The following is a 25,513-nucleotide window of genomic DNA, read 5'->3' on the forward strand; positions in this document are numbered from 1 at the left end:
CGAACCATGGACAGTCTCATCGCATCCTCTTCACTGACCGACGTCGAGCCGGACACTATTGCCGTCAAGAACGTCAATCTCTCGCTCGGCACCGGCGCGGCACGGGTTCATATCCTCAAAGATATCAGCCTTCGTGTGGCAGCGGGCGAGGCCATCGGCCTGATCGGCCCGTCGGGCTCGGGCAAGTCGACCTTGCTGATGGTGATGGCGGGGCTTGAACGTCCTGACAGTGGAGAAGTGGTCGTCGACGGCACCTCGTTCAATGCCCTCGATGAAGATGCGCTGGCGCGCTTCCGCGGCCGCCAGGTCGGCATCGTCTTCCAGTCGTTCCATCTGATCCCGACCATGACGGCGCTGGAGAATGTCGCAGTGCCGCTCGAGCTCGCCGGCAATCCCGATGCTGCCGCGCGCGCCGCGCAGGAGCTGCAATCGGTCGGGCTCGGCGAACGGCTGCATCATTATCCGACGCAACTCTCCGGCGGCGAGCAGCAGCGCGTCGCGATCGCACGCGCGCTGGCGCCCGATCCCGCGATCCTGGTTGCCGACGAGCCGACCGGAAATCTCGACGAGACGACGGGCAAGCAGATCGTCGATCTGCTGTTCACCAAGCACGCCGAGCGCGGCATGACGCTGGTGCTGGTGACGCATGATCTCGCGCTGGCGCAGCGCTGCGACCGCGTCGTACGGCTGCGCTCCGGCCGCATCGACGGACAATCCCCCACATGAGCATTGCGTCCGAAGTCGCGGTGCAGGGCCGCGCGTCGTCGCTTGCCTTCCGCTACGCGCTGCGCGAACTGCGCGGCGGCCTGCGCGGCTTCTACGTGTTCATCGCCTGCATCGCGCTCGGCGTGATGGCGATTGCCGGCGTCGGCTCGGTCGCCGCAAGCCTTGGCGACGGTCTGTCGCGCGAAGGGCGCACGCTGCTCGGCGGCGACGTCGCGTTCTCGCTGATCTCGCGCGAGGCCAAGCCCGACGAGGTCGCCTATCTGCGCACCCGTGGCGAGGTCTCGGTCGCGGCCACGCTCCGTGCGATGGCGCGCAGCGGTGACGGTAAGCTGGCGCTGGTCGAGCTCAAGGCGGTCGACGGCAAATATCCGATGCTCGGCGAGCTGACGCTCGAGCCGAACATGCCGGTCGCCGACCTGCTCGCCGAACGCGACGGCGTTTTTGGCGCGGCTGCCGATTCGACCCTGCTGGCGCGGCTCGACCTCAAGCTCGGCGACCACGTCACCATCGGCAGCGCGACCTACCAGATCCGCAGCGTCGTGGCGGCAGAGCCCGACAAACTCGCCGGCGGCGTCGGCCTCGGCCCGCGCTTCCTGATCAGTGAAGCCAGCCTGCGCGCCACCGATCTTTTGCAGCCCGGCAGCCTGGTGCGCTGGATCTACCGGGTGAAGCTGCCCGACGGCGCCAGCGACGACCGCGCCACCACCGCCCTGATCGACGGCGCGCGGGCTGCTGCGCCCGAAGCGGGCTGGGAGGTCCGCAGCCGCAGCAACGCCTCGCCGCAGCTTGAGCGCACCATCAGCCGCTTCACCCAGTTCCTGACCCTTGTCGGCCTCGCCGCGCTGCTGGTCGGCGGCGTCGGCGTCGCCAACGCGGTGAAGAGCCATATCGACCGGCGCCGCGACGTCATCGCCTCGTTCAAGGCGCTCGGCGCCACCGGCCGCGACGTCTTCACGATCTACTGCACGCAAGTGGTAGTGCTGGCGGGGATCGGTTCGGTGATCGGGCTCGCGCTCGGCGCCGCACTGCCCTTCGTCATTGTCGGTCTGTTCGGCAAGCTGCTGCCGCTGCCGGTGGTGCCTGCCCTGCATCCCGGCGAGCTCGCGCTCTCCTTCCTCTACGGGCAGCTCACCGCGCTGGCGTTCGGGCTGTGGCCGCTCGGTCGGGTCCATGACGTGCCGGTGGCGGCGCTGTTCCGCGAGACCGTCACCAGCGAGTGGCACCGCCCGCGCTGGAGCTATCTCGCGCTGATGGCCGTGGTGATCGCGCTCCTGATCGGTGTCGCGATCGGGCTTGCCTACGACAAGCGCGTGGCTGCCGTATTCGTCGTCTCATCGATCGCGGTATTTCTGCTGCTGCGCGGAATCGCCGAGATCCTGATGGCGGTGGCGCGCCGGCTGCCGCGCAGCCGCATCACAATGCTGCGGCTCGCCATCGCCAACATCCACCGGCCGGGCGCGCTGACGCCGTCGGTCGTGTTGTCGCTGGGGCTCGGGCTCGCAGTGCTGGTCACCATCACCCAGATCGACGGCAATCTGCGCCGGCAATTTTTGGCCGCGCTGCCGGATCGGGCGCCGTCGTTCTTCTTCATCGACATCCCCTCAACCGAGGCCGACCGCTTTGCGGCCTTCCTGGGCCAGATCGCAGCCGGCTCGACCGTCGAGGACGTGCCGATGCTGCGCGGGCGCATCGTTGCCGCGCGCGGCGTCAAGGCCGACCAGCTCAAGCCCAATGTCGATTCGGAATGGGTGCTGCAGAGCGACCGCGGCCTGACCTACACCGGCGAAATCCCCAAGGGCTCGAAGATCGTCGAGGGCGAATGGTGGGGGCCGGACTACAGCGGACCGCCGCTGGTCTCGATGGAGAAGAAGATCGCCGACGGACTCGGCCTGAAGATCGGCGACGAGATCGTAGTCAATGTGCTCGGCCGCGACGTGCCGGCGAAGATCGCCAATCTGCGCAACATCGACTGGCAGGGCCTCGGCATCAACTTCGTGCTGGTGTTCTCGCCGAACGCCTTCAAGGGCGCACCGCACAGCCATGTCGCGACCCTAACGGAACCGCATGCTAGCTCGACCCAGGCGGGCTCCGGCGACGACGCGCGCATCATCAAGCAGGTCGCCGACGCGTTTCCGATGGTGACCAGCGTGCGGGTCCGCGAGGCGCTGGAGACCATCGGCAGCGTCGTCAGCAACCTCGTGCTGGCGATCCGCGGTGCCAGCGCCGTGACCCTGATCTCGGCGATCCTGGTGCTGGGCGGCGCACTTGCGGCCGGACACCGCCACCGCGTCTACGATGCCGTGATCCTCAAGACGCTCGGCGCCACGCGGGCACGACTGCTCGGCGCCTACGCGCTGGAGTATCTGATGATCGGTTTTGCAACCGCCATATTCGGGGTGATCGCCGGTTCGGTCGCGGCCTGGCTGATCGTGACGCGGCTGATGACGCTGAGTTTCATCTGGCAGGCCGGCAGCGCCGCGCTCGTCGTGGTCGCCGCGCTGATCGTCACGGTTGGACTTGGGCTGGCCGGTACGCTGCTGGCGCTGAACCAGAAACCAGCCTCGGTACTGCGGAATTTGTGACAATTTGTAGCGGCGAAAGCGCCGTTTTCGCCTATCATGCTAGGCCAGAGCGACATTCGGCCGCGCGTGGAAGCTTGCGTCGGATGTGTTAATTTCCCACATACCAATCAGGTCGGATGGACGGCCGAATGACACGGAATTAATGTTCCGCAAACCGAGCCATCTGAGATAGATTTACGACCGGCGCCGCAAATCCCTTGCGCTCCACCGGGACCAACCACGGGAATTCGACCATGTCGGACCTAGACCGCAATTACGCTTCTCCTTTCGGCCGGGCCGCCGGGCGCATTGACGCTGCGGCCGTCGACGCCGGTCTGCGCGCCTACATGCTGCGCATCTACAACTACATGAGCATCGGCCTCGCCATCACCGGCCTGGCCGCGCTCGGCGTCTACATGGCGGCCGTGGCCGATCCGGCTACTGCCGTCGCTCACTTCGGCAAGGTGCCCCTGACGCAGTTCGGCGTCGCGATGTTCGTGAGCCCGCTGAAGTGGCTGTTCATCCTCGCGCCCCTGGCGATGGTGTTCGTCATCTCGGCCGGCATCAACCGCCTGCAGCCCGCGACCGCCCAGATGTTGTTCTGGGTGTTCTCCGCGCTGATGGGTGTGTCACTGTCGTCGATCTTCCTGGTGTACACGCACACCTCGATCGTGCGCGTGTTCTTCATCACCGCGGCGACGTTCGGTGCGCTGAGCCTCTACGGCTACACCACCAAGCGTGACATGAGCGGCATGGGCTCGTTCCTGTTCATGGGCCTGATCGGCATCATCATCGCGAGCCTGGTCAACCTGTTCCTGGCGAGCTCGGCGCTGCAGTTCATCGTATCGGTGGTCGGCGTGCTGGTGTTCGCGGGCCTCACCGCCTGGGACACCCAGCGGCTGAAGAACGACTACATCTACGGCTACGCCTCGCAGGGCGGCGTGATGGCAGAGCGTGCGGCGATCACTGGTGCGCTGTCGCTCTACCTGAACTTCATCAACCTGTTCACGCTGCTCCTGCAGCTGCTCGGCCAGCGCGACTAAGCGCCTCGAGCGAGAACAGATCAATCCGAGCCCCGGCCATGCGGCCGGGGCTTTTGTTTTGGGTAAGACTGGCGAATGAGGCCAGAAACGAACCCGTAGCCCGGATGGAGCGCAGCGAAATCCGGGATAGATCCATCCTCGGTTACAGAGACCCGGATTACGCGGAGCCTGTCATCGGGCGCGCGTTCGCGCGACCCGTTGGCTCCTCCGGGCTACGAAGGCGCCCCTACACCACCGACAGCTTGCGATCAATCGCGAACAGCACGCGTTCGAGTTCGTGGCCGCGGCGCAGGATCAGGCCGGTCGCCGAAATCACGCTGTACATGCCCTGCTTGCGCGCCAGCCGGGGATCCTTCTCGATCCGGTAGATCGGCACTTCGGACGCGCGCCGGAACACCGAGAACACGGCGCGGTCCTTCAGGAAATCGATCGCATAGTCCCGCCATTCGCCATCGGCGACCATGCGGCCATAGAGATTGAGAATGCGGTTGAGCTCAAGTCGATTGAATGTCACGCAGTTGGACTGTGGGGTCGCGGCGACGGGACGCGCCGCGGCACGGTTCCCGCTCGGATCAGTGTCCTCCGAGATCAAACTCATCGAGCGCCTCCTGTCATCTCGGCGACGATCGGGTTCCGAAGGCCCCACTTCGGCATCGTCACGAGAGTGACATGATTGCGCTAAGCGAAAGGGCCTGCAAGGGGCCATTCGCAACGCAAACAACCCTTAACCAAGGTCAGCCGCGGCGGATTGTCCGGAAAACCGCAGAGTCACGGGAACGTTAGCGGAATCATATTGCTGCCCCACTTCCGCCCATCGCCTGCCCCGCTGCCCTGCGAAAAGACAATCCTGCGTTGGCCCGGTCCTTTCGGTTCCGGATTCCTCAGCCCCCAGCCCCCCGGGGCCGTCGGGATCGGGCCTGTTCGCAGGGGAGTTAAATCCCAACACTGGGCCAACGAAAGTTGGTCCTTTTTGTTTTGGGGACCCTGCTCGATCCCGCGCGATCGAGATGCCCACACCCAGCCCCGGCGCGTTCCTTTCAGCACATCACTGGATGCACGTTTGTTGTCGGTCCAGGCGGCTGCACGACATGCGCGCGGCCCAACGACGCGACTGATGCAGGCTAGCGCAGCAACGCGCTAGCGAAGCGAGGTGAAGGCCGCGCCGAGCATCGGGCCCGGCTTGTCGCGATTGCCGTCCTGGACGTACACCGCCGCGGCATCGACGCCATCGCGCGTAATGTTCTCCAGCGGTACGGTCCAGCTTCCGGACGAACCGTTCCAGTCACCGACCTTGAGCAGATTGCGCACCACGTTGTGGTAGGTGATCTCGTGGCCGCGGTTCTCGCCGCGCGCGATCGAGATCGGCACCGACTTCGAGATCGAGCAGATCCAGACTTCGCCGCGCGACACTGCGGGCGATTTCGATGCGGCGACCGACACGTTGATCTGCTTGCCGGTCAGCGTCATCGTCACCGGCACCGACATCACGCTGCCGCCCTTCTCAGTGTCCTTGATCGCGCTCTCGATACTGGCGCGGTCGCTGCCGATCACATGCGCGGAGCCGTTGATGACGGCCTGCGGCGTGTAGACGTCGCGATCGCCGCGCATATGCGAATAGGCTTTCTGACGCGCGCTGAAGCGGGAATCAGCCAGCGTGTCCTTCCAGCCGAGATAATCCCAATAGTCGATCGGCATGCTCAGCGCGATGACGTTGGGGTCCTTCGCGAGCTCACCGATGATCTTGTCCGCAGGCGGACAGGACGAGCATCCCTGCGAGGTGAAGAGTTCGACGACAGCACGCGGATCGGCGTGAGCGGGGCGGATGATTGCGACGATCGCGCAGATACCGAGGGCGCTGGACCATCGCGAGATAGAATTATAGGCCATCATCGCTGTCATACTGCGAACCAGTCGTGATGATTTCTATCCGTAATTGTACGGAGCATGAAGTTTGTCCCTGAACTTGCGTGCCCCAAAACGCGAGAAAGCGGCCTTTTCATAGGCCGCCTTCTTTTTAGCCGCTACTCACTAAGCGGTGAGGCACCGATCACAAATCCGCGTTAGAGCGCGGTCCCTCGCGACAAACGCGAGGTGTTTGCGCGGAGACCATGCTCAAACAAAGGGCCTTAGGCCGCGAGTTTGCGCAGCACATAATGCAGGATGCCGCCGTTGCGATAGTAATCGAGTTCGTCCAGCGTATCGATGCGGCAGAGCAGCGGGACGTCCCGCTTGCCGCCGTCGGCGGAGACGATCTCGGCGGTCAGCGTCTGGCGCGGCTTCAAATCGCCCTGCAGCCCGCGGATCGTGACCTTCTCGTCGCCCTTGAGGCCGAGCGAGGACCACGAGGTGCCGTCCTGGAAGGTGAGCGGAAGCACACCCATGCCGACCAGGTTGGAGCGGTGGATGCGCTCGAAGCTCTGGCAGATCACCGCGCGCACGCCGAGCAGGCGGGTGCCCTTCGCAGCCCAGTCGCGCGACGAGCCGTTGCCGTATTCGGCGCCGGCGAACACCACCAGCGGCACGCCCTCGGCCTGATATTTCATCGCGGCGTCGTAGATTGACATCTGTTCGCCGTCAGGCCAGTGCTTGGTCAGACCGCCCTCCGGAATATTGCCGTCGGCGCCCTTCAGCATGAAGTTCTTGATGCGGATGTTGGCGAAGGTACCGCGCATCATGACTTCATGGTTGCCGCGCCGCGTGCCGTACTGGTTGAAGTCGGCGGGGCGCACCTGGTGCTCGCTGAGGAACTTGCCGGCGGGCGAGGTCAGCTTGATCGAACCGGCCGGCGAGATGTGGTCGGTGGTGATCTTGTCGCCGAACATCGCGAGGATCCGCGCGTCGATCACATCGGTGACAGGATCCGGCTGCTTCTTCATGCCTTCGAAGTAGGGCGGGTTCTGCACATAGGTCGAGCTCATGTTCCAGCGATAGGTCTCGCTTTCCGTCGTCTTGATCTTGCGCCAGTTGGTATCGCCCTTGAACACGTCGGCGTACTTCTTCTTGAAGATCGTCGCTGTGACGTACTTCTTCATGAAGGCGTTGATCTCCTTGGTGGTCGGCCAGATGTCCTTGAGGAACACCGGCTTGCCGTCCTTGCCGATGCCGATCGGCTCGACTGCGAGATCCTTGGTCACGGTGCCGGCAAGCGCATGCGCGACCACCAGCGGCGGCGAGGCGAGGTAGTTCGCCTGCACGTCCGGCGAGACGCGGCCTTCGAAGTTGCGGTTGCCCGACAGCACGGCGGCGGCAACGATGCCGTTCTCGTTGATCGACTTCGAGATGTCTTCCGGCAGCGGGCCGGAGTTGCCGATGCAGGTCGTGCAGCCGAAGCCGACCAGGTTGAAGCCGACCTTGTCGAGATCAGCCTGCAGGCCGGAATTGGCGAGATACTCCGCCACCACCTGGCTGCCCGGCGCGAGCGAGGTCTTCACCCACGGCCTTGCCTTCAGGCCCTTGGCGGCCGCCTTGCGCGCCAGCAGGCCGGCGCCGATCAGCACGCTGGGATTCGAGGTGTTGGTGCAGGAGGTGATCGCGGCGATCACGACGTCGCCATGGCCGAGATCGAAGTTGCGGCCTTCGACCGCGAAGCGCTTCGATTCACCCTCCGGCTTCTTGTACTCGCCGACCAGCGCGGTCGCGAAACCGGTCGAGACCGCCGGCAGCGCGATGCGGCCTTCGGGGCGCTTCGGTCCGGCCATCGACGGCACGACGTCGCCGAGGTCGAGCGTCAGCGTGGTGGTGAACACCGGATCGGCCGACTTGGCGGTGCGGAACAGGCCCTGCGCCTTGGCATAGGCCTGCACCAGCTTGACGCGATCGGCCTTGCGGCCCGAGGTCTTCAGGTAATCGATGGTCGCAGCATCGACCGGGAAGAAGCCGCAGGTCGCGCCATATTCGGGCGCCATGTTGCCGATGGTCGCCTTGTCCGCGACCGACAGGAAGTCGAGGCCTGGGCCAAAGAACTCGACGAACTTGCCGACCACGCCGAGCTTGCGCAGCATCTGGGTGACTGTCAGCACGAGGTCGGTCGCGGTGACGCCCTCCTTGAGCTGGCCCTTCAACTTGAAGCCGACCACCTCAGGCAGCAGCATCGACAGCGGCTGGCCGAGCATGCAGGCTTCCGCCTCGATGCCGCCGACGCCCCAGCCGAGCACGGCGAGGCCGTTGACCATCGTGGTGTGCGAGTCGGTGCCGACCAGCGAGTCCGGATAGGCGACCTCGAAGGTGCCGGTCTTCTTGCCGACCGTCATCTTCTCCTTCTTGGTCCAGACCGTCTGCGCGAGATATTCGAGATTGACCTGGTGGCAGATGCCGGTGCCGGGCGGCACCACCGAGAAGTTCGAGAACGCCTTCTGGCCCCATTTCAGGAACTCGTAGCGCTCCTGGTTCTGCTTGTATTCCTCGGTGACGTTCTTGCCGAACGCCTTGTTGTCACCGAAGAAGTTGACGATGACCGAGTGGTCTATGACGAGATCGACCGGCACCAGCGGATTGATCTTCTCGGCATCGCCGCCGAGGTTCTGCATCGCGTTGCGCATCGCGGCGAGATCGACCACCGCCGGAACGCCGGTGAAGTCCTGCATCAGGACGCGCGCCGGGCGGAACGCGATTTCGTGCTCGAGCTGGCGCTTCTTCAGCCACTTCGACACCGCAACGATGTCTTCCTTCTTGACGGTGCGGCCGTCCTCGTTGCGGAGCAGGTTCTCGAGCAGAACCTTCATCGAATACGGCAGCTTCGAAATGCCCTTCAGTCCGTTCTTCTCTGCCAGGGGCAGGCTGTAATAGACGTAGGACTTGGCGCCGACCTTCATGGTCTTGCGGCATTTGAAGCTGTCGAGCGAGGTCATGCGAGGGATCCCAATTTCAGTTATACCCGGCAAGGGTAACTAAACACCGGCGACCGATACGGGCCGAGGGGATGGCCTGGATGGCTTGCGGCCGCCGATTGTGTGTGCTGCATCAAGTTCCGGGCTTATAGAACCTTTCTAGAAGCACCGCCACACCGACAAGCGTGCGACAGCGTTGCGCGACCCAAAAATTCTCACGCGGTAGCGAAAGGTTTCAGAGGGCTGTGACAAGACGAACCATGCGGCTCTCGGGACGAAATCTGAAATGCGTGCGCGGTGGGCGCGAGGTGTTTTCCGACCTCGATCTGTCGGCCACGTCAGGCGAGGCGCTCGCCGTCACCGGCCCCAACGGCGCGGGCAAGACCTCGCTGCTGCGCGTCCTCGCCGGGCTGCTGGTTCCAGCCGAGGGCTCGATCGCACTGGAAGCCGGCGACGCCGAGCTCAGTCTGGCCGAACAGGCCCACTATCTCGGCCACCGCGACGCTCTGAAGCCGGCGCTAAGCGTTATGGAAAATCTTTCCTTCTGGCGGGAATTCCTCGGTGGCGAGACCAAGGATGCCGGCCACTGTCTTGCCGCCGTGGCACTCGACCACGCCGCGCATCTGCCGGCGGCCTACCTGTCTGCCGGCCAGCGCCGCCGCCTGTCGATCGCGCGTTTGCTTTCAGTGCGGCGGCCGGTCTGGCTGCTGGACGAGCCGACCTCGGCACTCGATGCGGCCGGACAGGCGATGTTCATCGGCCTGATGCGCGACCATCTCGCCAGCGGCGGCCTGATCATAGCGGCGACGCATCTGCCGCTCGGCATCGATGCACGTGACCTGCGGATGGGGGGTGCGGCATGAACGCGCTCTCAACACGGAGCTTAGGTCTCTCCGTCCCCTCCCCCCTTGCGGGGTCCGAGGCGAGCGAAGCTCGCTCTCGAGGTCAGGGAGGGGGGTGCCACACGACGGACTCTGTCCATTTGTCTCTTCACGATCAGCTGACGAGATTGCGAGAGCGACGTCCCTGCCGACGATCTCGCCCGGGGTCACCCCTCTCCCCAACCCTCCCCCGCAAGGGGGGAGGGAGCACACCAGTCGCGCGGTACGATATCAGGTCACATGGCCATCAACGCAGGGGTGCGGCATGAGCGCCCTTGCCGCGTTGATCCGCCGCGACATCCGGATCGCGCTGCGCGTCGGCGGCGGCGCGCTGATCGGTGTGCTGTTCTTCCTCACCGTCACGGTGCTGATGCCGTTCGCGGTGGGTCCGGATCTGGCGCTGCTGTCGCGGCTCGGCCCCGCCATTCTCTGGCTCGGCGCGCTGCTGGCGAGCCTGCTCACCCTCGACCGCCTGTTCACCGCCGACCACGAGGACGGCTCGCTCGACCTCATCGTGATGAGCCGAACGCCGCTGGAACTCGCCTGCGCCGCCAAGGCGCTGGCGCATTGGCTCGCCGCCGGCCTGCCGCTGATCATCGCCACACCCGTCCTCGGCCTGCTGCTCAATCTCGACGGCACGGCGACGCTTGCCGTCGCCGCAACCCTGCTGGCGGGAACACCGGCGCTGACCTTCACCGGCATGATCGGAGCGGCATTGGCGGTGACGCTGCATCGCGGCGGGCTGCTGCTGGCGGTGCTGGTGCTGCCGCTGTCGATCCCGGTGCTGATCTTCGGGGTTGCGGCCTCGCAGGCGGCGATCTCGGGCCCGCTGCCCTTTGGAACACCGTTCTCGATCCTCTGCGCGCTGTCGCTGGCAAGCCTCGTGATCGGCCCGTTTGCCGCCGCCGCGAGCCTGCGGCACGGGCTGGACTGAGACGGGCCCGATCAAATCTCGCCGAGGGGAATTCGGCCGATTGCCTCGCTCACACCGGACGACTATCAGGGTGCCATGAAGCTGACCGAGACGCTGACCGACCTCGCCAACCCGACCAGGTTTCTGGCGCTGACCGCGCGCATCCTGCCCTGGCTCGCCGGCGCGACCGCGATCCTGCTCGCGATCGGGCTCTATCAGTCGGCCATGGCGCCCGACGACTACCAGCAGGGCGCCACGGTCAAGATCATGTTCATCCACGTGCCGAATGCGTGGCTGTCGATGTTCGTCTGGAGCGTCATGAGCGTGGCCGCGCTCGGCACTCTGGTGTGGCGGCATCCGCTGGCCGATGTCGCCGCGAAAGCCGCCGCGCCGATCGGCGCCGCCTTCACCTTCCTTGCGCTCGTCACCGGTTCGCTGTGGGGCCGGCCGATGTGGGGCACCTACTGGGAATGGGATGCGCGGCTGACCTCGGTCTTGATCCTGTTCCTGATGTATCTCGGCCTGATGGCTTTGTGGCGCGCGGTGGAGGACCCGTCGCGCGCGGCAAGGGCTGCTGCGGTCCTCACCCTTGTGGGTGCGATCAACATCCCGATCATCAAGTTCTCGGTCGACTGGTGGAACACGCTGCATCAGCCGGCATCCGTGATCCGGATGGGCGGATCGACGCTCGACAAGGCGTTCCTGTGGCCGCTGCTGGTGATGGCGATCGCGTTTTCGCTGCTGTTCGTCACGCTGCATCTGGCGGCGATGCGCAACGAGATCCTGCGCCGGCGCGTGCGCAACCTGCAGATGATGCAGGCCAATCAACAGGCCGCCTGACACCATGTCGCTCGGTCCCTACGCCTCCTTCATCGTGACGTCCTATGCGCTGGTCGCCGCCGTCGTGCTGCTGTTGATCGTCTGGATCATCGCCGACTATCGCCGGCAGCAGGCGCGCCTCAGGGAGATCGAGGCCAGCGGCGTCACGCGCCGCTCCGGCCGCAGCGCGGTGGATATTCGATGAGCGACCAGGCGACAAACAGCCCGCCGCAAACCCGCCGCCTGCTGGTGGTGCTGCCGCTTGTGGTTTTTCTCGCCCTCGCCGGGCTGTTCCTGCTGCGGCTCTATGGCGGCGATCCCTCGAAAATCCCGTCGGCACTGATCGGCCGGCCGGCACCGCAGACCGCGCTGCCTGCGCTCGACGGCCTGGTGAAGGACGGCGCGCCCGTCCCGGGTCTCGATCCCGCCGCGTTCAAGGGCAAGGTCTCGGTCGTCAACGTCTGGGCGTCGTGGTGCGTGCCCTGCCATGACGAAGCGCCGCTGCTGACCGAGCTCGGCCGCGACAAGCGCTTCCAGATCATCGGCATCAACTACAAGGACTCGCCCGAGAATGCGCGGCGCTTCCTCGGCCGCTACGGCAACCCGTTCGGCATCGTCGGCGTCGATGGCAACGGCCGCGCCTCGATCGAATGGGGCGTCTACGGCGTGCCCGAGACCTTCCTGGTCGGGCGCGAGGGCAAGATCGTCTACAAGCTGGTCGGCCCGGTGACGCCTGACAACGTCAACAGCGTGCTGAAGGCCGAGATCGAGAAGGCGCTGCGCGCCGGACCGTAAGCACATCGTCATTCAGCGATGCTGTGAACCGCTGCTGAATGACGAGAGAAATGCCTGCGACAAAATACTGCGTCGCATTTATCTGCGGTTCATTTCGCGGCCACGGCAACGCCACGAACGCAACCCCAACTCAGCAGCGTTGACATCAACGTTCCTCTGGAGGGGACATATGCGCAAGACCACACTCGCTTCACTTCTCGCCACCGCGCTCACGCTCGGCATGCTGACGGCCACGCCGTCGATGGCCCAAGGCGTTCAGCCGGCCACGCCCGCCACCAAATCGGAAGTCAACAAGATGGCTCCCGCGCCGAAGGCTGTGACACCCGACGCGAAGACGACGGGGATGGCCAAGGATGACCTGCTCGACGTCAACAGCGCCACAGCCGACCAGCTCGACGCGCTGCCCGGTGTCGGCAAGGCCTATTCGGCCGCGATCATCAAGGGCCGGCCCTACAAGGGCAAGGATGAGCTGGTGCAGAAGAACATCCTGCCTCAGGCGACCTACGACAAGATCAAGGACAAGATCATCGCCAAGCAGAAGAGCTGAACACTGAAGAATTGATCTCTGAGACCTCGGACGCAGCGCGGCGCAATCGCCCGCGCTGCGTCCGATCTACTTCCGCAGGTCGCCGGCGTCCGCCTCGCTGGTCTCCAGCGAGACCGGCTCGAGGTGATAGCGCTTGGTCAGCGGCATCTGGGCGATGGCGAAGATCATGGTCAGCGGCGTCACGCCGAACACCTTGAAGTTCACCCAGAAGTCCGTGGTCTGCGTACGCCAGACGATTTCGTTGAGGATGGCCATGCCGGCGAAGAACAGCGCCCAGCGCATGGTCAGGATGCGCCAGCCCTGCGGCGTCAGATTGAACATCTGGTCGAACATGACCGCGATGAAGGAGCGGCCGAACAGCAGGCCGCCGCCGAGCACGGCCGCGAACAGGCCATAGATGATGGTCGGCTTGACCTTGATGAAGGTCTCGTCGTGCAGCACCAGCGTCAGGGTGCCGAAAACAAGCACGATCACGCCGGTCACGATCGCCATGATCGGCACGTGCCTGGTCACCACATAGGACGCGATCATCGCCGCGACGATCGCCACCATGAACGCGCCAGTGGCGACGAACAGATGGTACTTGGCGTTCGCGACAAAGAACACGAGCAGCGGCCCGAGTTCGGTTGCAAGCTTGAACAGCGGATGCGGCTGGGTCTTGTCCATCAATCAGTCCATTGAACTCGTGTCTTGTGAACTCGTGTCTTGGCCATCCTTCGAGACGGCGCTTCGCACCTCCTCAGGATGACGACCTTTCGTATCCCACCGTCATCCCTGCACAACGGCTTTGCCGTTGTTGCTGGAGGAGCGCGCACCTGCGCGCGTCTCGAAGGATGAATTACTCGATCCCGGCAATCGCCTTGGCAAAATCCTTCGCCGTGAAGGGTGCGAGATCCTCGACGCCTTCGCCGACGCCGATGAAATGCACCGGCAGCTTGTGCTTCTCCGACAGCGCGACAAGGATGCCGCCCCGTGCCGTGCCGTCAAGCTTGGTCATCACGAGACCGGTGACCCCTGCCGTACGATGAAACGCCTCGACCTGCGACAGCGCATTTTGTCCCACGGTGGCATCGAGCACCAGCAGCACCGCGTGCGGCGCAGACGCGTCGACCTTCTTGATGACGCGCACGACCTTTTCAAGCTCGTTCATCAGCTTGGACTTGTTTTGCAGGCGCCCCGCTGTGTCGATCAGTAGCACGTCGCGCCCCTGCTCCTTGGCCGCGGTCAGGGCGCTGAAGGCGAGGCTTGCCGAATCCGAGCCCTGGGCGCCCGCGATCACCGGCGACTTGGTACGCTCGCCCCAGACCTTGAGCTGCTCGATCGCCGCGGCGCGGAAGGTGTCGCCGGCGGCCAGCATGACCTTGCGGCCTTCGGCGGCAAATTTCGCCGACAGCTTGCCGATCGTCGTGGTCTTGCCGGAGCCGTTGACGCCGACCACCAGGATGACGAAGGGCTGCTTCGAGCCATCGATCTCGAGCGGCTTCGCCACAGGCGCCAGCACCTTCTCGACCTCGGTCGCAACGACGTCCTTGACCTCGTCGGCGGAGATCGCCTTGTCGTAACGGCCCTTGCCGACCGCCTCCGCGATGCGGACCGCGACATCGGTGCCGAGATCGGCGCGCAGCAGCACATCCTCGATGTCATCGAGCATGGCTGAATCGAGCTTGCGCTTGGTGACGAGGTCGGCGACCGCGGTCCCGATCGAACTCGAGGTCCGCTTCAGGCCGCCTTTCAGCCGCTGCCACCAGCTCTGTTTGGGAGTTCCCGCAGTGGTATCGTTCATGGCGCGGGTGTGTTAGCCGTTTCGGCTCACAAACGAAAGTCTCGACGAATTGATCGATGTTCACCAATTGACCGCGGAAGAAATCCTTGCGCGGGTGCTCCACCGCGACGGGCTGATGCTGGTCATCGACAAGCCGGCCGGTCTGCCGGTGCATCGCGGCCCCAAGGGCGGCCCCAATCTGGAGGCTTCCTTCGACGCGTTGCGGTTCGGCCTGCCGCGGCCGCCGGTGCTGGCACATCGGCTGGACAAGGACACCTCCGGCTGCCTCGTCCTGGGACGCCACCGCAAGGCGACCGCCTCGCTCGGGCTGTTGTTCAAGCACAGCAAGATCGCGAAGACCTATTGGACCGTGGTCGAGGGCGGCCCCACCGAGGATGAAGGCACCATCGACATGGCGCTCGGCCGGCTCAACGCCGAGCGCGGCTGGTGGCAGAAGCCGGACCCGGATGGCCAGAAGGCCATCACCAACTGGAAGGTGCTGGGACGCGGCAACGGCCTCGCTTGGCTCGCGATGGAGCCGGTCACCGGCCGCACCCATCAGCTGCGGGTGCATTCGTCGGCGATGGGCTGGCCGATCGTCGGCGACAATATCTATGGCAATGGTCCGCGGTTCGGCGAGCCGACCCTGCACCTGCATTCCCGCGAAATCGGCATCCCGATCTCCCGCAACAAGGAGCCGGTGCATGTCGTCGCGCCGGCGCCCCCGCACATGCAGGAGCGGCTGAAGGCCTGCGGCTGGAACGGCGAGTAGCCTAGGGGATTCTACGGAGCATTATCCTTACGAAACGTTCAGGTAAGCCCGATAGAGCTGCAAGCTGGCTTAGAACAAGCAATCGGGACGGGCTCAGGACGAGCAATGCTGAATGACGGGCAAGCAATTGCCGACGAGGTCGAAGCCGCGATACGCGCCGGCTCCGCCGAAAAATGCCTGGCCACGGCGAAGCGCGTCACCAGCCTCTTCCTCGCATCCGCCGGCAGCTTCAACAGCGAGCAGGTCGAGCTGTTCGACAACGTGCTCGAGCGCCTGGTGAAGACCATCGAATTGCGGGCGCTTGCCGACATCAGCGCCCGGATGGCGCTCACCGACATCAGCGAGCAGCTCGCACCGGTCGCCCAGGCACCGCCCGCGATCATTCGCCGCCTCGCCGGCAATGACGAGATCAGGATCGCTCGGCCGATCCTTCAGGAATCGTCGCGGCTTAGCGCGGACGACCTGGTCGAGATCGCGCAGACCAAGAGCGAGCAGCATCTGCTCGCCGTCGCCGGCCGCTGGTGGCTGAAGGAAATCGTCACCGACGCGCTATTGGCCCGCAGCTTTCCGAGCGGAAGCCACCGCCTGGTCAGCAATCCCGGCGCCAAGCTGTCGCCGGGTGGATTTGCCGTCATCCTCGCACAGGCCGAGCACGATCCAGCCCTCGCAGTCCAGACCGGCATCCGCGCGGATCTGCCCTCGGAGCTCCGCCTTCAGCTCCTGCGCGACGCAACGGAAGAAGTTCGCGGCCGTTTGCTGGAGCGCGCCCCGCCATATCTGTTCGAGGAGATCCGGCACGCGATCGCCGCGGTCGCCGCAGGCGTCGAGCGCGACATGTCGCAGGTCCGCGATTTCACCGCAGCCCGGCGCCTGGTCGCAAAGCTGAAGGACAGCGGCGAACTCAACGAGGCCGCCCTACTCGGCTTCGCCAGGCAGCGAAAATATGAAGAGACCATTGTTGCGCTGGCGGACCTTGCGCCGTCGAGCATCGAGGTGATCCGCTCCCTGATGCAAAGCCTGCGCAGTGAAGGCCTGCTGGTGCCGTGCCGGGCGGCAGGCCTGAGCTGGGAGACCACCGCCGCCGTGATGGAATGCCGTTACACGACCGGCTCCATGGGACCCGTCGAGCTCGCCAATGCGAAGAGCCAGTTCACGAAAATGACCCGCGAAAACGCCGATCGCCTGCTGCGGTTCTGGCAGGTTCGTGCGACACAGCCTGCAAAGCCGGGCGGACGCGCGCACTGAGCGCGTCATGCGCGATGACGCGACTGGCCTTGATTCGATCTGTCAAATAGCCTGCTCAGTGTCGTCACCCGCGGAGGCGGCTCAATCGGTGATCTGCTCCAGCAGCGACCCGGCTTCTTTCAGAACCGGCGTATCCAATCCTTCGGTGAACCAATGATAGACCGGCGCGAGCAGATCGCGCGCCTGCTCCCGATTGCCCTGGTCACGCCAAAGACGGGCGAGGCAGGTGGCGGCTCTCAGCTCCCACAATTTTGCGCTTTGGCGGATTCCAATTTCGATCGCCCGACGGAAGCTTGCTTCCGCTCCCGCAAGGTCGCCAACTGCAAGCAGGAGTTCGCCCCGAATGCGGTGCAGATTTGATTCAGCCCAACGTTCTTCAGTGATCTCGATTTCACTTGCCGCCGTTTCGAGCTCTTTCAGTCCTTCCTTCGGGCGACCAGACTTACCAAGCGCTTCCGCAAGCGACATGAGCCGCGTCGGTTTGTGAAGATAGCTCCCCGTGGTGCGCAGTTCTGCACCGGCAGCGGCTTGCAGTTCGGCTGCTTCCGCCGTGCGGCCGAGAGCCATCAGGCAACATGCGCGCTGCCATTTTGCCGAGTTTTCCCAATGCGCAAAGCCGTGCTGCGCACAGAAGGTCTCCAATTCCCGGACATGGTCCAACCGGATGGCGGGATCGGTTTCAGTGTGCGCTTCGCAACCTGCAATGCACGACAGGATGAAGCCCATCGAGCCCGCATGTTTGATTTGATGCGCGCGCTCGATCGCCTCATCACGTCGCCGACGCGCTTGATCAAGGTGTCCAAGATAGGTCAGCGACTCGATGCCGACCGACAGTGGAACAATTTGAACGTCATTGGTCCAATGCCTGACGGAGACGACATCCATGCCGGCGGGATAAAGTCGAAGCGCCTCTTCGGCGCCATCGCGAGCGGCAGCCAACTCCCCCAGCCAAAGCCGACTTTGGGCCCTCGAGAAACGCCCCAGCCATGTGAGTGCTTCAGGGGTCCATCGCCAGGCGGGCGAGGGAGCCCGGTTATGCTGCCAAGTGTTACCCAAATTCAGAAGCTCGTCACAAAGCTGATAGGCTGACCTCAGCTTGGCGCGATACAAGCGATGGGCAAATTGGCCCATGATTATGGTCGGGAGCCAATCGGTTTGATCCATAGCTGTGCAGAGTTCACGGGCTCGGTCGAAGGCCTCACCTGCTGATGGCGCGCCCCAGCCCAGAGCGGCACACAGGGCCACGCCAAGCTCCGCCTGCAAGCGGAACTCCTTGTGGTGGCGCTCTGGGCCTTCGGGCAGGTTGGCGAGCAGGCCCAGACCTTTGCGGAATTGGACCTCCGCCTCCACCGTTGCCGAGCGCGCGAGCGCCAGCTCTCCGGCTTTCCGTCGATAACTGATCGCCTTTCCGATCAATCCCGCCTGTTCGCAGTGGTAAGCAAGCAACGCGGGCTGGGCCGTCACGGTATCCGGAAATTGCTCCTCCAGCGTCTTGATAATCCGCTCGTGCAGCAGTTGCCGCTGGGTGCGCGACAGGGTGCCGTACGCGACGTCCTGGACCAGCGCGTGCTTGAAGGCATATGTTGCGTCGGGTGGAGCGCCCCGGCGGAAGATCAGTTCCGCGCTCCCGAGGCGTGCGAGCGCATCATCGACTTGTTGCTGCGGCATCTGCGCCACCGCGGAGATCAGTTCATGAGAGAACGAGCGACCAAGCGCCGCCCCGATCTGCACCACCTCCCGTGTCTCAGGAAGACGATCAAGTCGCGCGAGCAGTGAACCTTGCAACGTCGACGGGATCGACAGCGCCGCCGCCGGCCCCGTTAGCGCGTAACGATCACTGGCTTCAACCAGGAAGCCGCTCTCCACCACCGTCTTGGTAAGCTCTTCGATGAACAGCGGCACTCCGTCGGCGCGATCGATGATCTGGTCGGCGATCTCCAGCGGCAGCGCCTTGCCGCCGGCCACCGCCGCGATCATCTCGGCACGCTGGGCAAGCGACAAGCGGTTGAGCGCAAGCAAAGTCACCGGCGGACGACCGATCCACGAGGGCGTGAACTCGGGCCGACAGGTGATGATCACGAGGGCCGGTATCGTCGACGCCCGGTCGACGATCAGGTCCAACAATTCCAGTGACGTGGGATCAATCCAGTGGACGTCCTCGAACACGACAAGTACCGGCTGCCGGGCAGCCAGCCCTTCGAGCCAAGCCAGCAGCACCCGAAGCGTCTTCTCCTTGCGCTTCTGGGGGGCAGGGTCGAAGTGCGCATAACGGCCGTCGGTCGGCACGGACAGCAGATGCGCGATGAGCGGGGCAGCTTCGCTGAAATCGTCGATCGACTGGGCCAGTACGGCCTCGAGCCTGTCAAGTCGTTGCGCATCGGTGTCATCGCGTCGGAATCCGGCCGCCCCTTGCAGCTGGTGGCTGATCGGATAAAGCGTGCTGTCCTGGTGGTGGGGTGAGCAGAAATAGCGCAGGCAGCTGTGCGGCTCCTCCCGAACTCGTTTTTCCAGCTCCACCGTTAACCGCGACTTGCCGATTCCGGGCTCGCCCGACAGCAGCACCACGCGCCCCTCGCTGGCCGCCTGCCGCCAGCGGCGCAACAGCAATTCGAGCTCCTCGTCCCGGCCAATCAGCGGTGTGGTGGGCGCGCGCAGTGCTTCGAAACGGCTATCGATGCTGCTGGTCCCCTGCACCCGCCATGCCGGGACCGGCTCCGAGAATCCGTTGAGTGCCATCGACCCAAGGTCGTCGCAGTCGAACAGATTGCCGACCAACCGGCGGGTACTCGCCGCGATCAGAACAGTGTTCGGCCCGGCGATCTTCTCCAGAGCCCCGGCGAGTTGGACGGCCTCGCCGATGATCATCTGGTGATCCGCACCACTGCCGAGAAGATCGCCGACCACGACCGGACCGGTGGCGATGCCTGCGCGCAACTGAAGTGAGCCGGCGCTGCCGCCATCAAGCCGCGCGATCGTATCGACCAGGGTCAGCCCGGCGCGAATCGCGCATTCGATGTCATGCTCGTGCGCCTGTGGGTGGCCGAAGTAGGCCAGCACCCCGGTCCCGGAGAGCCTGCCCACCGTGCCGCCGGACCGAACGATGATCGGGATACAGCAGCGCTGATAGGTAGCGATCAGTGCCTGCAGCTCCTCCGGATCGAGTCGAGCCGCAAGCGCGCTCGTGCCGACAAGGTCACAGCTGAGAACCGTAACCTGGCGACGCTCCGGCGAGCGCGGCATCGTCGGCGCTTCGGTCTCGTCGACCTCATCGAGAGATATCGCTGCGGCATCACCCCCCAGGGTCACACCTTTCCGTTGATTCCACTCGCGAAGGATCTCGCGACGCAATGCCTTGGTCGTGGCATCCGGATCGATCCCCAACTCCCTTGCGAGCACATCGGCGCAGCTACGGTATTGGCGAAGCGCCGCGCCGTGCCGTCCCTGTCGGCAATAGAGCTCCATCAGGCTGCGATGGACGCGCTCCTGCAAGGGGTCGGCTGCCAGCAGCCGCGCCGCGATGTGAATGCCGCCCTCGATCGCGCCGTTGGACAAATGATGGTCCAGCAGCCTCGTCATGGCTTCGAGCGCGATTTCGCGAAATCGCTCACGTTCCGCCGTCAACCAGCCCTCGAATTCCGGCGCGGCAACCTCGAAGCCGTCCAGAAGTTCGCCGCCATAGAGCGCGATGGCCTGCTCGAGACTCTCGATCTCTTCGCGCACAGCAAGAGTCCCGAACACGATGGCATCGACGGTCAGCGCCGTCGGCGCAAAGCTGATTGTGTCCTCGTGAGCGATCAATGCGCCCGGGTCGAGACGCGACAACGCCTTGCGCACCAGGCTCAGCGCCTGTCGCAGGCTGTCGCGCGCCTGCACCTCGCTGTGGTCGCCCCACAGCAGGCTCGCCAGTTTTGCGCGCGGCTGAGCCTGGCCGGGGTGGGGCGCCAGATAGGTCAGCAGCGCTCCTGCCTTCTTGGTCGACAACGGGACCGGCTCTCCGGGCTCCGTCTGGAGTCGGAAACCACCGAGAAGTGCGAGATTGACCTTCGCCATATCGGTCGCACTTGGGTTTCAGGGGCAAGAAACACGCCCCGGGCCGAAGATTTTGCGAATTTATCACGCTCGGAGCCACAGGTCGATTGCGACACAGCGGTAGTTCATTTTCGCAAGGCGGCGCGACGATGCGCGCGCCCGGCCGAGTTGACCATCCGGAGATTGCGCAATGAGCACGATCTATATCGCAACGGGGTGGGACAGACCGCTCGCATCTGCGCGGCGCGTCGTCAGCTTCCTGGAAGGACATTGGGAGACGTTTCAAGAGCGGCGCAAGCGCGCGAGGCTGCGCACCGCTTTGTCCGACCTGAGTGACGGTGAGCTGGCGGACATCGGCATTTCGCGCGGCGAGATCGATTACGTCGCGTCGAACCGCGCGATCGACCCGCGAAGCGCCGTCTGCCCTCCATGACAGAGATGTTCGACCTCAAGAATCGTGAGCGACAAGCAGCACTCCGTCGGCTCAAGGGAGTTGCGTCATGAGGCCCAAAAACCTTCCTCAGGATTTCGAGCAGTCGATCAAAGCGTTTTGGGTTCGGCCTGATTGGTATGAGGAATACTGGTTGGAGCCGAAGAAGACCTCCCAACCCGCTGCAACAAAATGGCGACGCTCGATGTCGCGATTTCAATTCCATCTATACGCAGCGACAGTTTCGGGTTTGGCCGCCTTCATTCGCTGCCGAGCGGAGGAAGCCATTCGAAGCCTCGCTCATTTGCAGCGATGACCGAGGTCACGGTCGAGCGGGTGGCGCTTGGTGGCGATAGTCGAGGGTTGGCAGTCATTGAGCAATCAGCATGATTAGACCATTTGACGCGGCGGTGATCGGAGCCGGCTGGGCAGGGCTCGGGGTCAGCTACATGCTGACCAAGGCTGGCCTCTCGCACCGCGTGCTGGAGCGCGGTCGGATCGGCGAGACCTGGCTTACCCAACGCTGGGACTCCTTCCATTTGAACACGCCGAAGTCTCTGACCTTGATGCCGGGTGACTGTTACAGGGGATCAGACCCCGATGGGTTTTATACGCGCGATGAATTCGTCGATCTCCTGGAGGAATATGCGAGGCTCCGCCGCCTTCCGGTGGCGATCAACACAGCAGTGACGGCGCTGACGCGCGACGGGAACGCCGGCATCTACCGCCTCGTCACGTCAGCCGGCGCACTCACGGCCCGAGCCGTGATCATCGCCAGCGGCAGTCTGAACTGCGCACGGCGACCGGAGGCGGCGCGAGCGCTTCCACCGCAGCTGCTGCAGATCGACTCATCCGTCTACCGCAATCCGCAGGCGCTCCCCGCAGGAGCAATTCTGGTGGTTGGAAGCGCTCAATCCGGGGGCCAGATTGCCGAAGACCTTGTCATGGCGGGGCGGGCCGTCTTCCTGTCGACTGGACGGACCGGGCGGAAACCGCGACGCTATCGGGGCCGCGATATCGGGTTCTGGGAGCGGGAAAGCGGTCTATTTGACGTCCCACGCAAGGATTTCGTGGGTCCCGATGGTCGCCTTGCGGGACGACCGCTGCTCGGTGCGCTCCACACGATAAGCCTGCAATCGCTGAGTGCGCAGGGTGTTGTGCTGGTCGGCCGCTTCACAGGGATCGCCGACGGCCGGCTTACTTTCGCGGACGATGTGCATGAGAGTTTGCGGCTCGGCGATGAGGTCGCCGCCAAGACGAGACGGCATATCGACGATTACATCGACCGCAACTGCCTCGATGCGCCGCCGGCCACTGACGATCCAGCCGAGACTGTCGCGCCGCGATTGCCTGATCCGCCGATTCTGTCCCTTGACCCGAGCGAGCACCACCTTGCGACGGTGATCTGGTGCACTGGTTTGGAGGGTGATTACCGGTTTGTGCAGGTGCCCGGCGTGCTCAATGCACGCGGCCAGCCGCTGGAGCGCGAGGGGTTGACCGACGCACCCGGGATCTATTTCGCAGGTGTCGATTTTTCCTCAACCCGCAAATCAGGCACCATCTTTGGGATCGCCGAGGAGGCGCAACGTCTCGTCGCCCACATTGTCGCACGACGCCGGGATCATCCCCAGTTCGATCGAGACGGCGACTCCGCTGATTGCAATGTCGCCTGTTGTCCCCAAAGCTGACTGCATTCACGCCCGCTTTAGAGCCACGTCCGTTCCGGAACGGGGCTCTAGATGATTGCTTTGACGCCGGGCGACCCGACGAGGCGCTCACCGTCATGACCCGTCATGGTTAGCTGCAGCACCATGCCCGGCTCATCGCCCGCGATCGCCACAGGCAGGAAATGCTCGGTGCGGCCCTGCTTGTCGCTCTCGATCAGCACCTCGCGTGTCGCGCCGACTTCGGCCGCAAGCCGCCGCGCCAGCGCGGCTTCGCCTGCCGCGCGCAGCCGCCTGGCCCGTTCCCGGATCGCTCCGCCTGCGACCTGCGGCATCCGCGCGGCCGGCGTGCCGGGGCGCTTCGAATAGGGAAACACATGCAGGAAGGTGAGATCGCATTCGTCGACCAGATCGAGCGAACGCGCGAACATCTCTTCAGACTCGGTCGGGAAGCCCGCGATGATGTCGGCGCCGAACGCGATGTCCGGCCGCAACCGGCGCACCTGCGCGCAGAAATCGATCGCGTCCTGGCGTGAGTGCCTGCGCTTCATCCGCTTGAGGATCATGTCGTCGCCGGACTGCAAGGACAGATGCAGATGCGGCATCAGCCGCGCGTCGTCGGAGATGACATCGAGTAGATCACGATCGGCCTCGATCGAATCGATCGATGAGATGCGCAGCCGCTTCAGCTCGGGCACGTGGCGAAGGATCTGCCGGGTCAACTGGCCGAGCTTCGGTGCGCCAGGCAGATCGGCGCCATAGCTCGTGAGATCGACGCCGGTCAGCACGATCTCGGCATGGCCCCGCTCGACCAGCGCGCGGACCTGATCGACCACCGCGCCCATCGGCACCGAGCGCGAATTGCCGCGGCCGTAGGGGATGATGCAGAAGGTGCAGCGATGGTCGCAGCCGTTCTGCACCTGCACGAACGCCCGCGGCAGGCCGCGCTCGAAGCCGTCGAGCAGATGCGGCGCCATCTCGGTCACCGCCATGATGTCGGCAACCGCGACTTTCTCGCTCGCATCGATGCCGAACGGCGCTGCGAGCGCTGAGCGCGCCGCCTGCCAGGCGGCACCGCGCATCTTCTCGTCATTGCCGACGACGCGATCGACCTCGGCCATGTCGGCAAACATCTGACTTTGCGTCTGCGCCGCGCAGCCGGTGACCACGATGCGCGCCGTGGGCCGTTCGCGTTTCAGCTTGCGGATCGCCTGCCGGGCCTGCGCCACCGCCTCGTTGGTGACGGCGCAGCTGTTGATGACGATGGCATCAGCAAGCCCCGCCTGCTCCGCTTCGCGGCGAATCACTTCGGATTCGAATGCGTTCAGGCGGCAGCCAAAGGTGACGACGTCGACGCCCACGGCAATTAAGCCACGCTGGCGAACAGCGCCGGATCGAAGCGGCCCTCATATTCGAAATCGGCGGTGCCGGTCATCAGCACGTGATCGTCGCGCTCGCGCCATTCGATGCCGAGCTTGCCGCCGGGCAGCGTGATCTCGACGATGCGGTTGGCACGCTTCAGCCGCGCCGCCGCAACCGCGGTCGCGCAGGCGGCTGAGCCGCAGGCCCTGGTGAGACCGGCGCCGCGCTCCCAGGTGCGGATCGTGATGTGGTCGCGATCGACGATATGGGCGAGCGTGATGTTGGCGCGTTCCGGGAAGATCGGATGGTTTTCCAGCAGCGGCCCGAAACGTTCGAGGTCGTAGGCATTGACGTCATCGACCCAGAACACCGCATGCGGATTGCCCATAGAGACCACCGAGGGCGAATGCAGCACCGGATTGTCGATCGGCCCGACCTGCAGCTCGATGTAGCGGGTGTCGCGAAATTCCTCAGCCAGCGGAATGTCCTGCCAGCCGAACTTCGGCGCGCCCATGTCGACGGTGTAGAGATCGGGCGCCGGCCCCTGCCAGCAATTGAGCAGGCCGGCGCGGGTCTGGAACGTCGCCGATGTCTGGCCGGTCTTCTCGAAGATCCGCCGCACCACGCAGCGCATGCCGTTGCCGCAGGCCCCGGCCTCCGAGCCGTCATTGTTGTAGATCGTGATGTACGCTTCGGTGCCGTCGAGCCGCGGCGGCTGTAGCACCATCAGTTGGTCATAGGGCGCTCCGGCCGGCGAGGCCACAGCGCGCGCCTCCGCCGCCGAAACCTGTGCCCGACCTTGTGCCTCGGAATCGCGCAGGTCGACGACGACGATCTCGTTGCCGATGCCGTTCATCTTGGCGAATGCGTGATTGGCGAGCGCGCTCATCGATTTTCCTAAATTCTGCCCGGTTATATGGCGAGTGGTGGCCTGTTGGCCAGTCCGCAGGCGGCTATGACACATCTGTCATGGGACGAATGCAGAACTCGCGTGTTAGGACTATCGCACCTCGCGGACCGCGCGCCGGGACAGATCGAGCGGCCGTCCGAGGAAGGGGATGGAGAATACCGAATGAACCGTATCAACACGCTCCGCGCCGCCCTGGTCGCGCTGCTCCCTTTGGCCGCGATCGCACTG

Annotated in this window: 22 protein-coding genes; 14 read left to right on the plus strand and 8 right to left on the minus strand. The window is 64.6% G+C overall.

Annotation, left to right across the window (positions count from 1 at the left end; translation table 11 throughout):
* The first annotated feature begins 6 nt into the window (after positions 1 to 6).
* The 3 genes from FNJ47_RS03915 (at position 7) to FNJ47_RS03925 (ending at position 4,330) form a co-directional block, all read left to right on the plus strand.
* Positions 7 to 726 carry an ABC transporter ATP-binding protein gene (locus FNJ47_RS03915; RefSeq protein ID WP_163150801.1) on the plus strand — a complete coding sequence of 240 codons (720 nt, stop codon included), beginning with the start codon at positions 7 to 9 and terminating at the stop codon, positions 724 to 726.
* A complete protein-coding gene (locus FNJ47_RS03920) occupies positions 723 to 3,308 on the plus strand; it encodes an ABC transporter permease (protein ID WP_163150803.1) in 2,586 nt (861 codons plus the stop codon). Before FNJ47_RS03915 ends, FNJ47_RS03920 begins: the two co-directional genes overlap by 4 nt.
* 233 nt (positions 3,309 to 3,541) lie before the next feature.
* Positions 3,542 to 4,330: a Bax inhibitor-1/YccA family protein gene (locus FNJ47_RS03925; RefSeq protein WP_163150805.1), complete on the plus strand. Its 789-nt coding sequence runs from the start codon at positions 3,542 to 3,544 to the stop codon at positions 4,328 to 4,330.
* Positions 4,331 to 4,556: 226 nt separating this feature from the next.
* On the opposite strand, the gene FNJ47_RS03930 is transcribed toward FNJ47_RS03925, so the two are convergent.
* From FNJ47_RS03930 to acnA, 3 genes are all read right to left on the minus strand, one after another.
* Entirely contained in the window at positions 4,557 to 4,928 is a 372-nt protein-coding gene (locus FNJ47_RS03930) for a DUF2794 domain-containing protein (protein WP_163150808.1), read from the minus strand.
* 539 nt (positions 4,929 to 5,467) lie between these two features.
* Positions 5,468 to 6,229 (minus strand): DUF1223 domain-containing protein, encoded by a 762-nt coding sequence (locus FNJ47_RS03935; protein ID WP_163150810.1) that lies wholly within the window; start codon positions 6,227 to 6,229, stop codon positions 5,468 to 5,470.
* Positions 6,230 to 6,456: 227 nt separating this feature from the next.
* A complete protein-coding gene (gene acnA, locus FNJ47_RS03940) occupies positions 6,457 to 9,177 on the minus strand; it encodes an aconitate hydratase AcnA (RefSeq protein WP_163150812.1) in 2,721 nt (906 codons plus the stop codon).
* Positions 9,178 to 9,416: 239 nt separating this feature from the next.
* Here acnA and ccmA point away from each other — a divergent pair, with 239 nt between their 5' ends.
* The 6 genes from ccmA to FNJ47_RS03970 all read left to right on the plus strand — a co-directional run bounded on the left by ccmA (position 9,417) and on the right by FNJ47_RS03970 (position 13,111).
* Positions 9,417 to 10,019, plus strand: coding sequence for a heme ABC exporter ATP-binding protein CcmA (gene ccmA / locus FNJ47_RS03945; protein ID WP_163150814.1), 603 nt, complete (start codon positions 9,417 to 9,419; stop codon positions 10,017 to 10,019).
* A gap of 283 nt (positions 10,020 to 10,302) precedes the next feature.
* Complete coding sequence (ccmB, locus tag FNJ47_RS03950; RefSeq protein WP_163150816.1) at positions 10,303 to 10,971, plus strand: heme exporter protein CcmB; 669 nt, start codon at positions 10,303 to 10,305, stop codon at positions 10,969 to 10,971.
* A 75-nt stretch (positions 10,972 to 11,046) separates the two neighbouring features.
* Positions 11,047 to 11,790: a heme ABC transporter permease gene (locus tag FNJ47_RS03955; RefSeq protein ID WP_163150818.1), complete on the plus strand. Its 744-nt coding sequence runs from the start codon at positions 11,047 to 11,049 to the stop codon at positions 11,788 to 11,790.
* 4 nt (positions 11,791 to 11,794) lie between these two features.
* Positions 11,795 to 11,974, plus strand: coding sequence for a heme exporter protein CcmD (gene ccmD, locus FNJ47_RS03960; protein ID WP_163150820.1), 180 nt, complete (start codon positions 11,795 to 11,797; stop codon positions 11,972 to 11,974).
* On the plus strand, positions 11,971 to 12,564 hold the full coding sequence (locus FNJ47_RS03965; RefSeq protein ID WP_163150822.1) for a DsbE family thiol:disulfide interchange protein: 594 nt from the start codon (positions 11,971 to 11,973) through the stop codon (positions 12,562 to 12,564). The genes ccmD and FNJ47_RS03965 overlap by 4 nt, the downstream gene beginning before the upstream one ends.
* A 169-nt stretch (positions 12,565 to 12,733) precedes the next feature.
* The gene (locus tag FNJ47_RS03970) at positions 12,734 to 13,111 is read left to right on the plus strand and encodes a ComEA family DNA-binding protein (RefSeq protein WP_163150824.1); all 378 of its coding nucleotides are present in this window, start codon (positions 12,734 to 12,736) and stop codon (positions 13,109 to 13,111) included.
* 66 nt (positions 13,112 to 13,177) lie between these two features.
* On the opposite strand, the gene FNJ47_RS03975 is transcribed toward FNJ47_RS03970, so the two are convergent.
* The gene (locus tag FNJ47_RS03975; protein ID WP_163150826.1) at positions 13,178 to 13,777 is read right to left on the minus strand and encodes a septation protein A; all 600 of its coding nucleotides are present in this window, start codon (positions 13,775 to 13,777) and stop codon (positions 13,178 to 13,180) included.
* 172 nt (positions 13,778 to 13,949) lie between these two features.
* On the minus strand, positions 13,950 to 14,894 hold the full coding sequence (gene ftsY / locus FNJ47_RS03980) for a signal recognition particle-docking protein FtsY (protein WP_163150828.1): 945 nt from the start codon (positions 14,892 to 14,894) through the stop codon (positions 13,950 to 13,952).
* Between the two features lie 49 nt (positions 14,895 to 14,943).
* Between ftsY and FNJ47_RS03985 the strand changes: the two genes are divergently transcribed.
* Together FNJ47_RS03985 and FNJ47_RS03990 are read left to right on the plus strand one after the other, a co-directional pair.
* Positions 14,944 to 15,645, plus strand: a complete 702-nt coding sequence (locus FNJ47_RS03985; RefSeq protein ID WP_163150829.1) for an RluA family pseudouridine synthase — start codon at positions 14,944 to 14,946, stop codon at positions 15,643 to 15,645.
* A 105-nt stretch (positions 15,646 to 15,750) separates the two neighbouring features.
* Positions 15,751 to 16,890 carry a DUF2336 domain-containing protein gene (locus FNJ47_RS03990; RefSeq protein ID WP_163150831.1) on the plus strand — a complete coding sequence of 380 codons (1,140 nt, stop codon included), beginning with the start codon at positions 15,751 to 15,753 and terminating at the stop codon, positions 16,888 to 16,890.
* A gap of 81 nt (positions 16,891 to 16,971) precedes the next feature.
* On the opposite strand, the gene FNJ47_RS03995 is transcribed toward FNJ47_RS03990, so the two are convergent.
* Positions 16,972 to 20,871 (minus strand): AfsR/SARP family transcriptional regulator, encoded by a 3,900-nt coding sequence (locus FNJ47_RS03995; RefSeq protein ID WP_163150833.1) that lies wholly within the window; start codon positions 20,869 to 20,871, stop codon positions 16,972 to 16,974.
* A 238-nt stretch (positions 20,872 to 21,109) separates the two neighbouring features.
* Here FNJ47_RS03995 and FNJ47_RS04000 point away from each other — a divergent pair, with 238 nt between their 5' ends.
* The 3 genes from FNJ47_RS04000 to FNJ47_RS04010 all read left to right on the plus strand — a co-directional run bounded on the left by FNJ47_RS04000 (position 21,110) and on the right by FNJ47_RS04010 (position 23,037).
* Positions 21,110 to 21,352 carry a DUF1127 domain-containing protein gene (locus FNJ47_RS04000; protein ID WP_163150835.1) on the plus strand — a complete coding sequence of 81 codons (243 nt, stop codon included), beginning with the start codon at positions 21,110 to 21,112 and terminating at the stop codon, positions 21,350 to 21,352.
* A gap of 189 nt (positions 21,353 to 21,541) precedes the next feature.
* On the plus strand, positions 21,542 to 21,739 hold the full coding sequence (locus FNJ47_RS04005; protein ID WP_163150837.1) for a hypothetical protein: 198 nt from the start codon (positions 21,542 to 21,544) through the stop codon (positions 21,737 to 21,739).
* Complete coding sequence (locus FNJ47_RS04010; RefSeq protein ID WP_163150839.1) at positions 21,736 to 23,037, plus strand: flavin-containing monooxygenase; 1,302 nt, start codon at positions 21,736 to 21,738, stop codon at positions 23,035 to 23,037. The genes FNJ47_RS04005 and FNJ47_RS04010 overlap by 4 nt, the downstream gene beginning before the upstream one ends.
* Positions 23,038 to 23,084: 47 nt before the next feature.
* Here the strand turns inward: FNJ47_RS04010 and mtaB are convergent, their stop codons facing one another.
* Positions 23,085 to 24,374 carry a tRNA (N(6)-L-threonylcarbamoyladenosine(37)-C(2))-methylthiotransferase MtaB gene (gene mtaB, locus FNJ47_RS04015; RefSeq protein WP_163150841.1) on the minus strand — a complete coding sequence of 430 codons (1,290 nt, stop codon included), beginning with the start codon at positions 24,372 to 24,374 and terminating at the stop codon, positions 23,085 to 23,087.
* Between the two features lie 5 nt (positions 24,375 to 24,379).
* Positions 24,380 to 25,264, minus strand: a complete 885-nt coding sequence (dapF, locus tag FNJ47_RS04020; RefSeq protein WP_163150843.1) for a diaminopimelate epimerase — start codon at positions 25,262 to 25,264, stop codon at positions 24,380 to 24,382.
* Between the last annotated feature and the right edge of the window lie 249 nt (positions 25,265 to 25,513).

The sequence above is a fragment of the Bradyrhizobium uaiense genome (genome assembly GCF_010811875.1).
In the GTDB taxonomy this organism is placed as follows: Bacteria; Pseudomonadota; Alphaproteobacteria; order Rhizobiales; family Xanthobacteraceae; genus Bradyrhizobium; species Bradyrhizobium uaiense.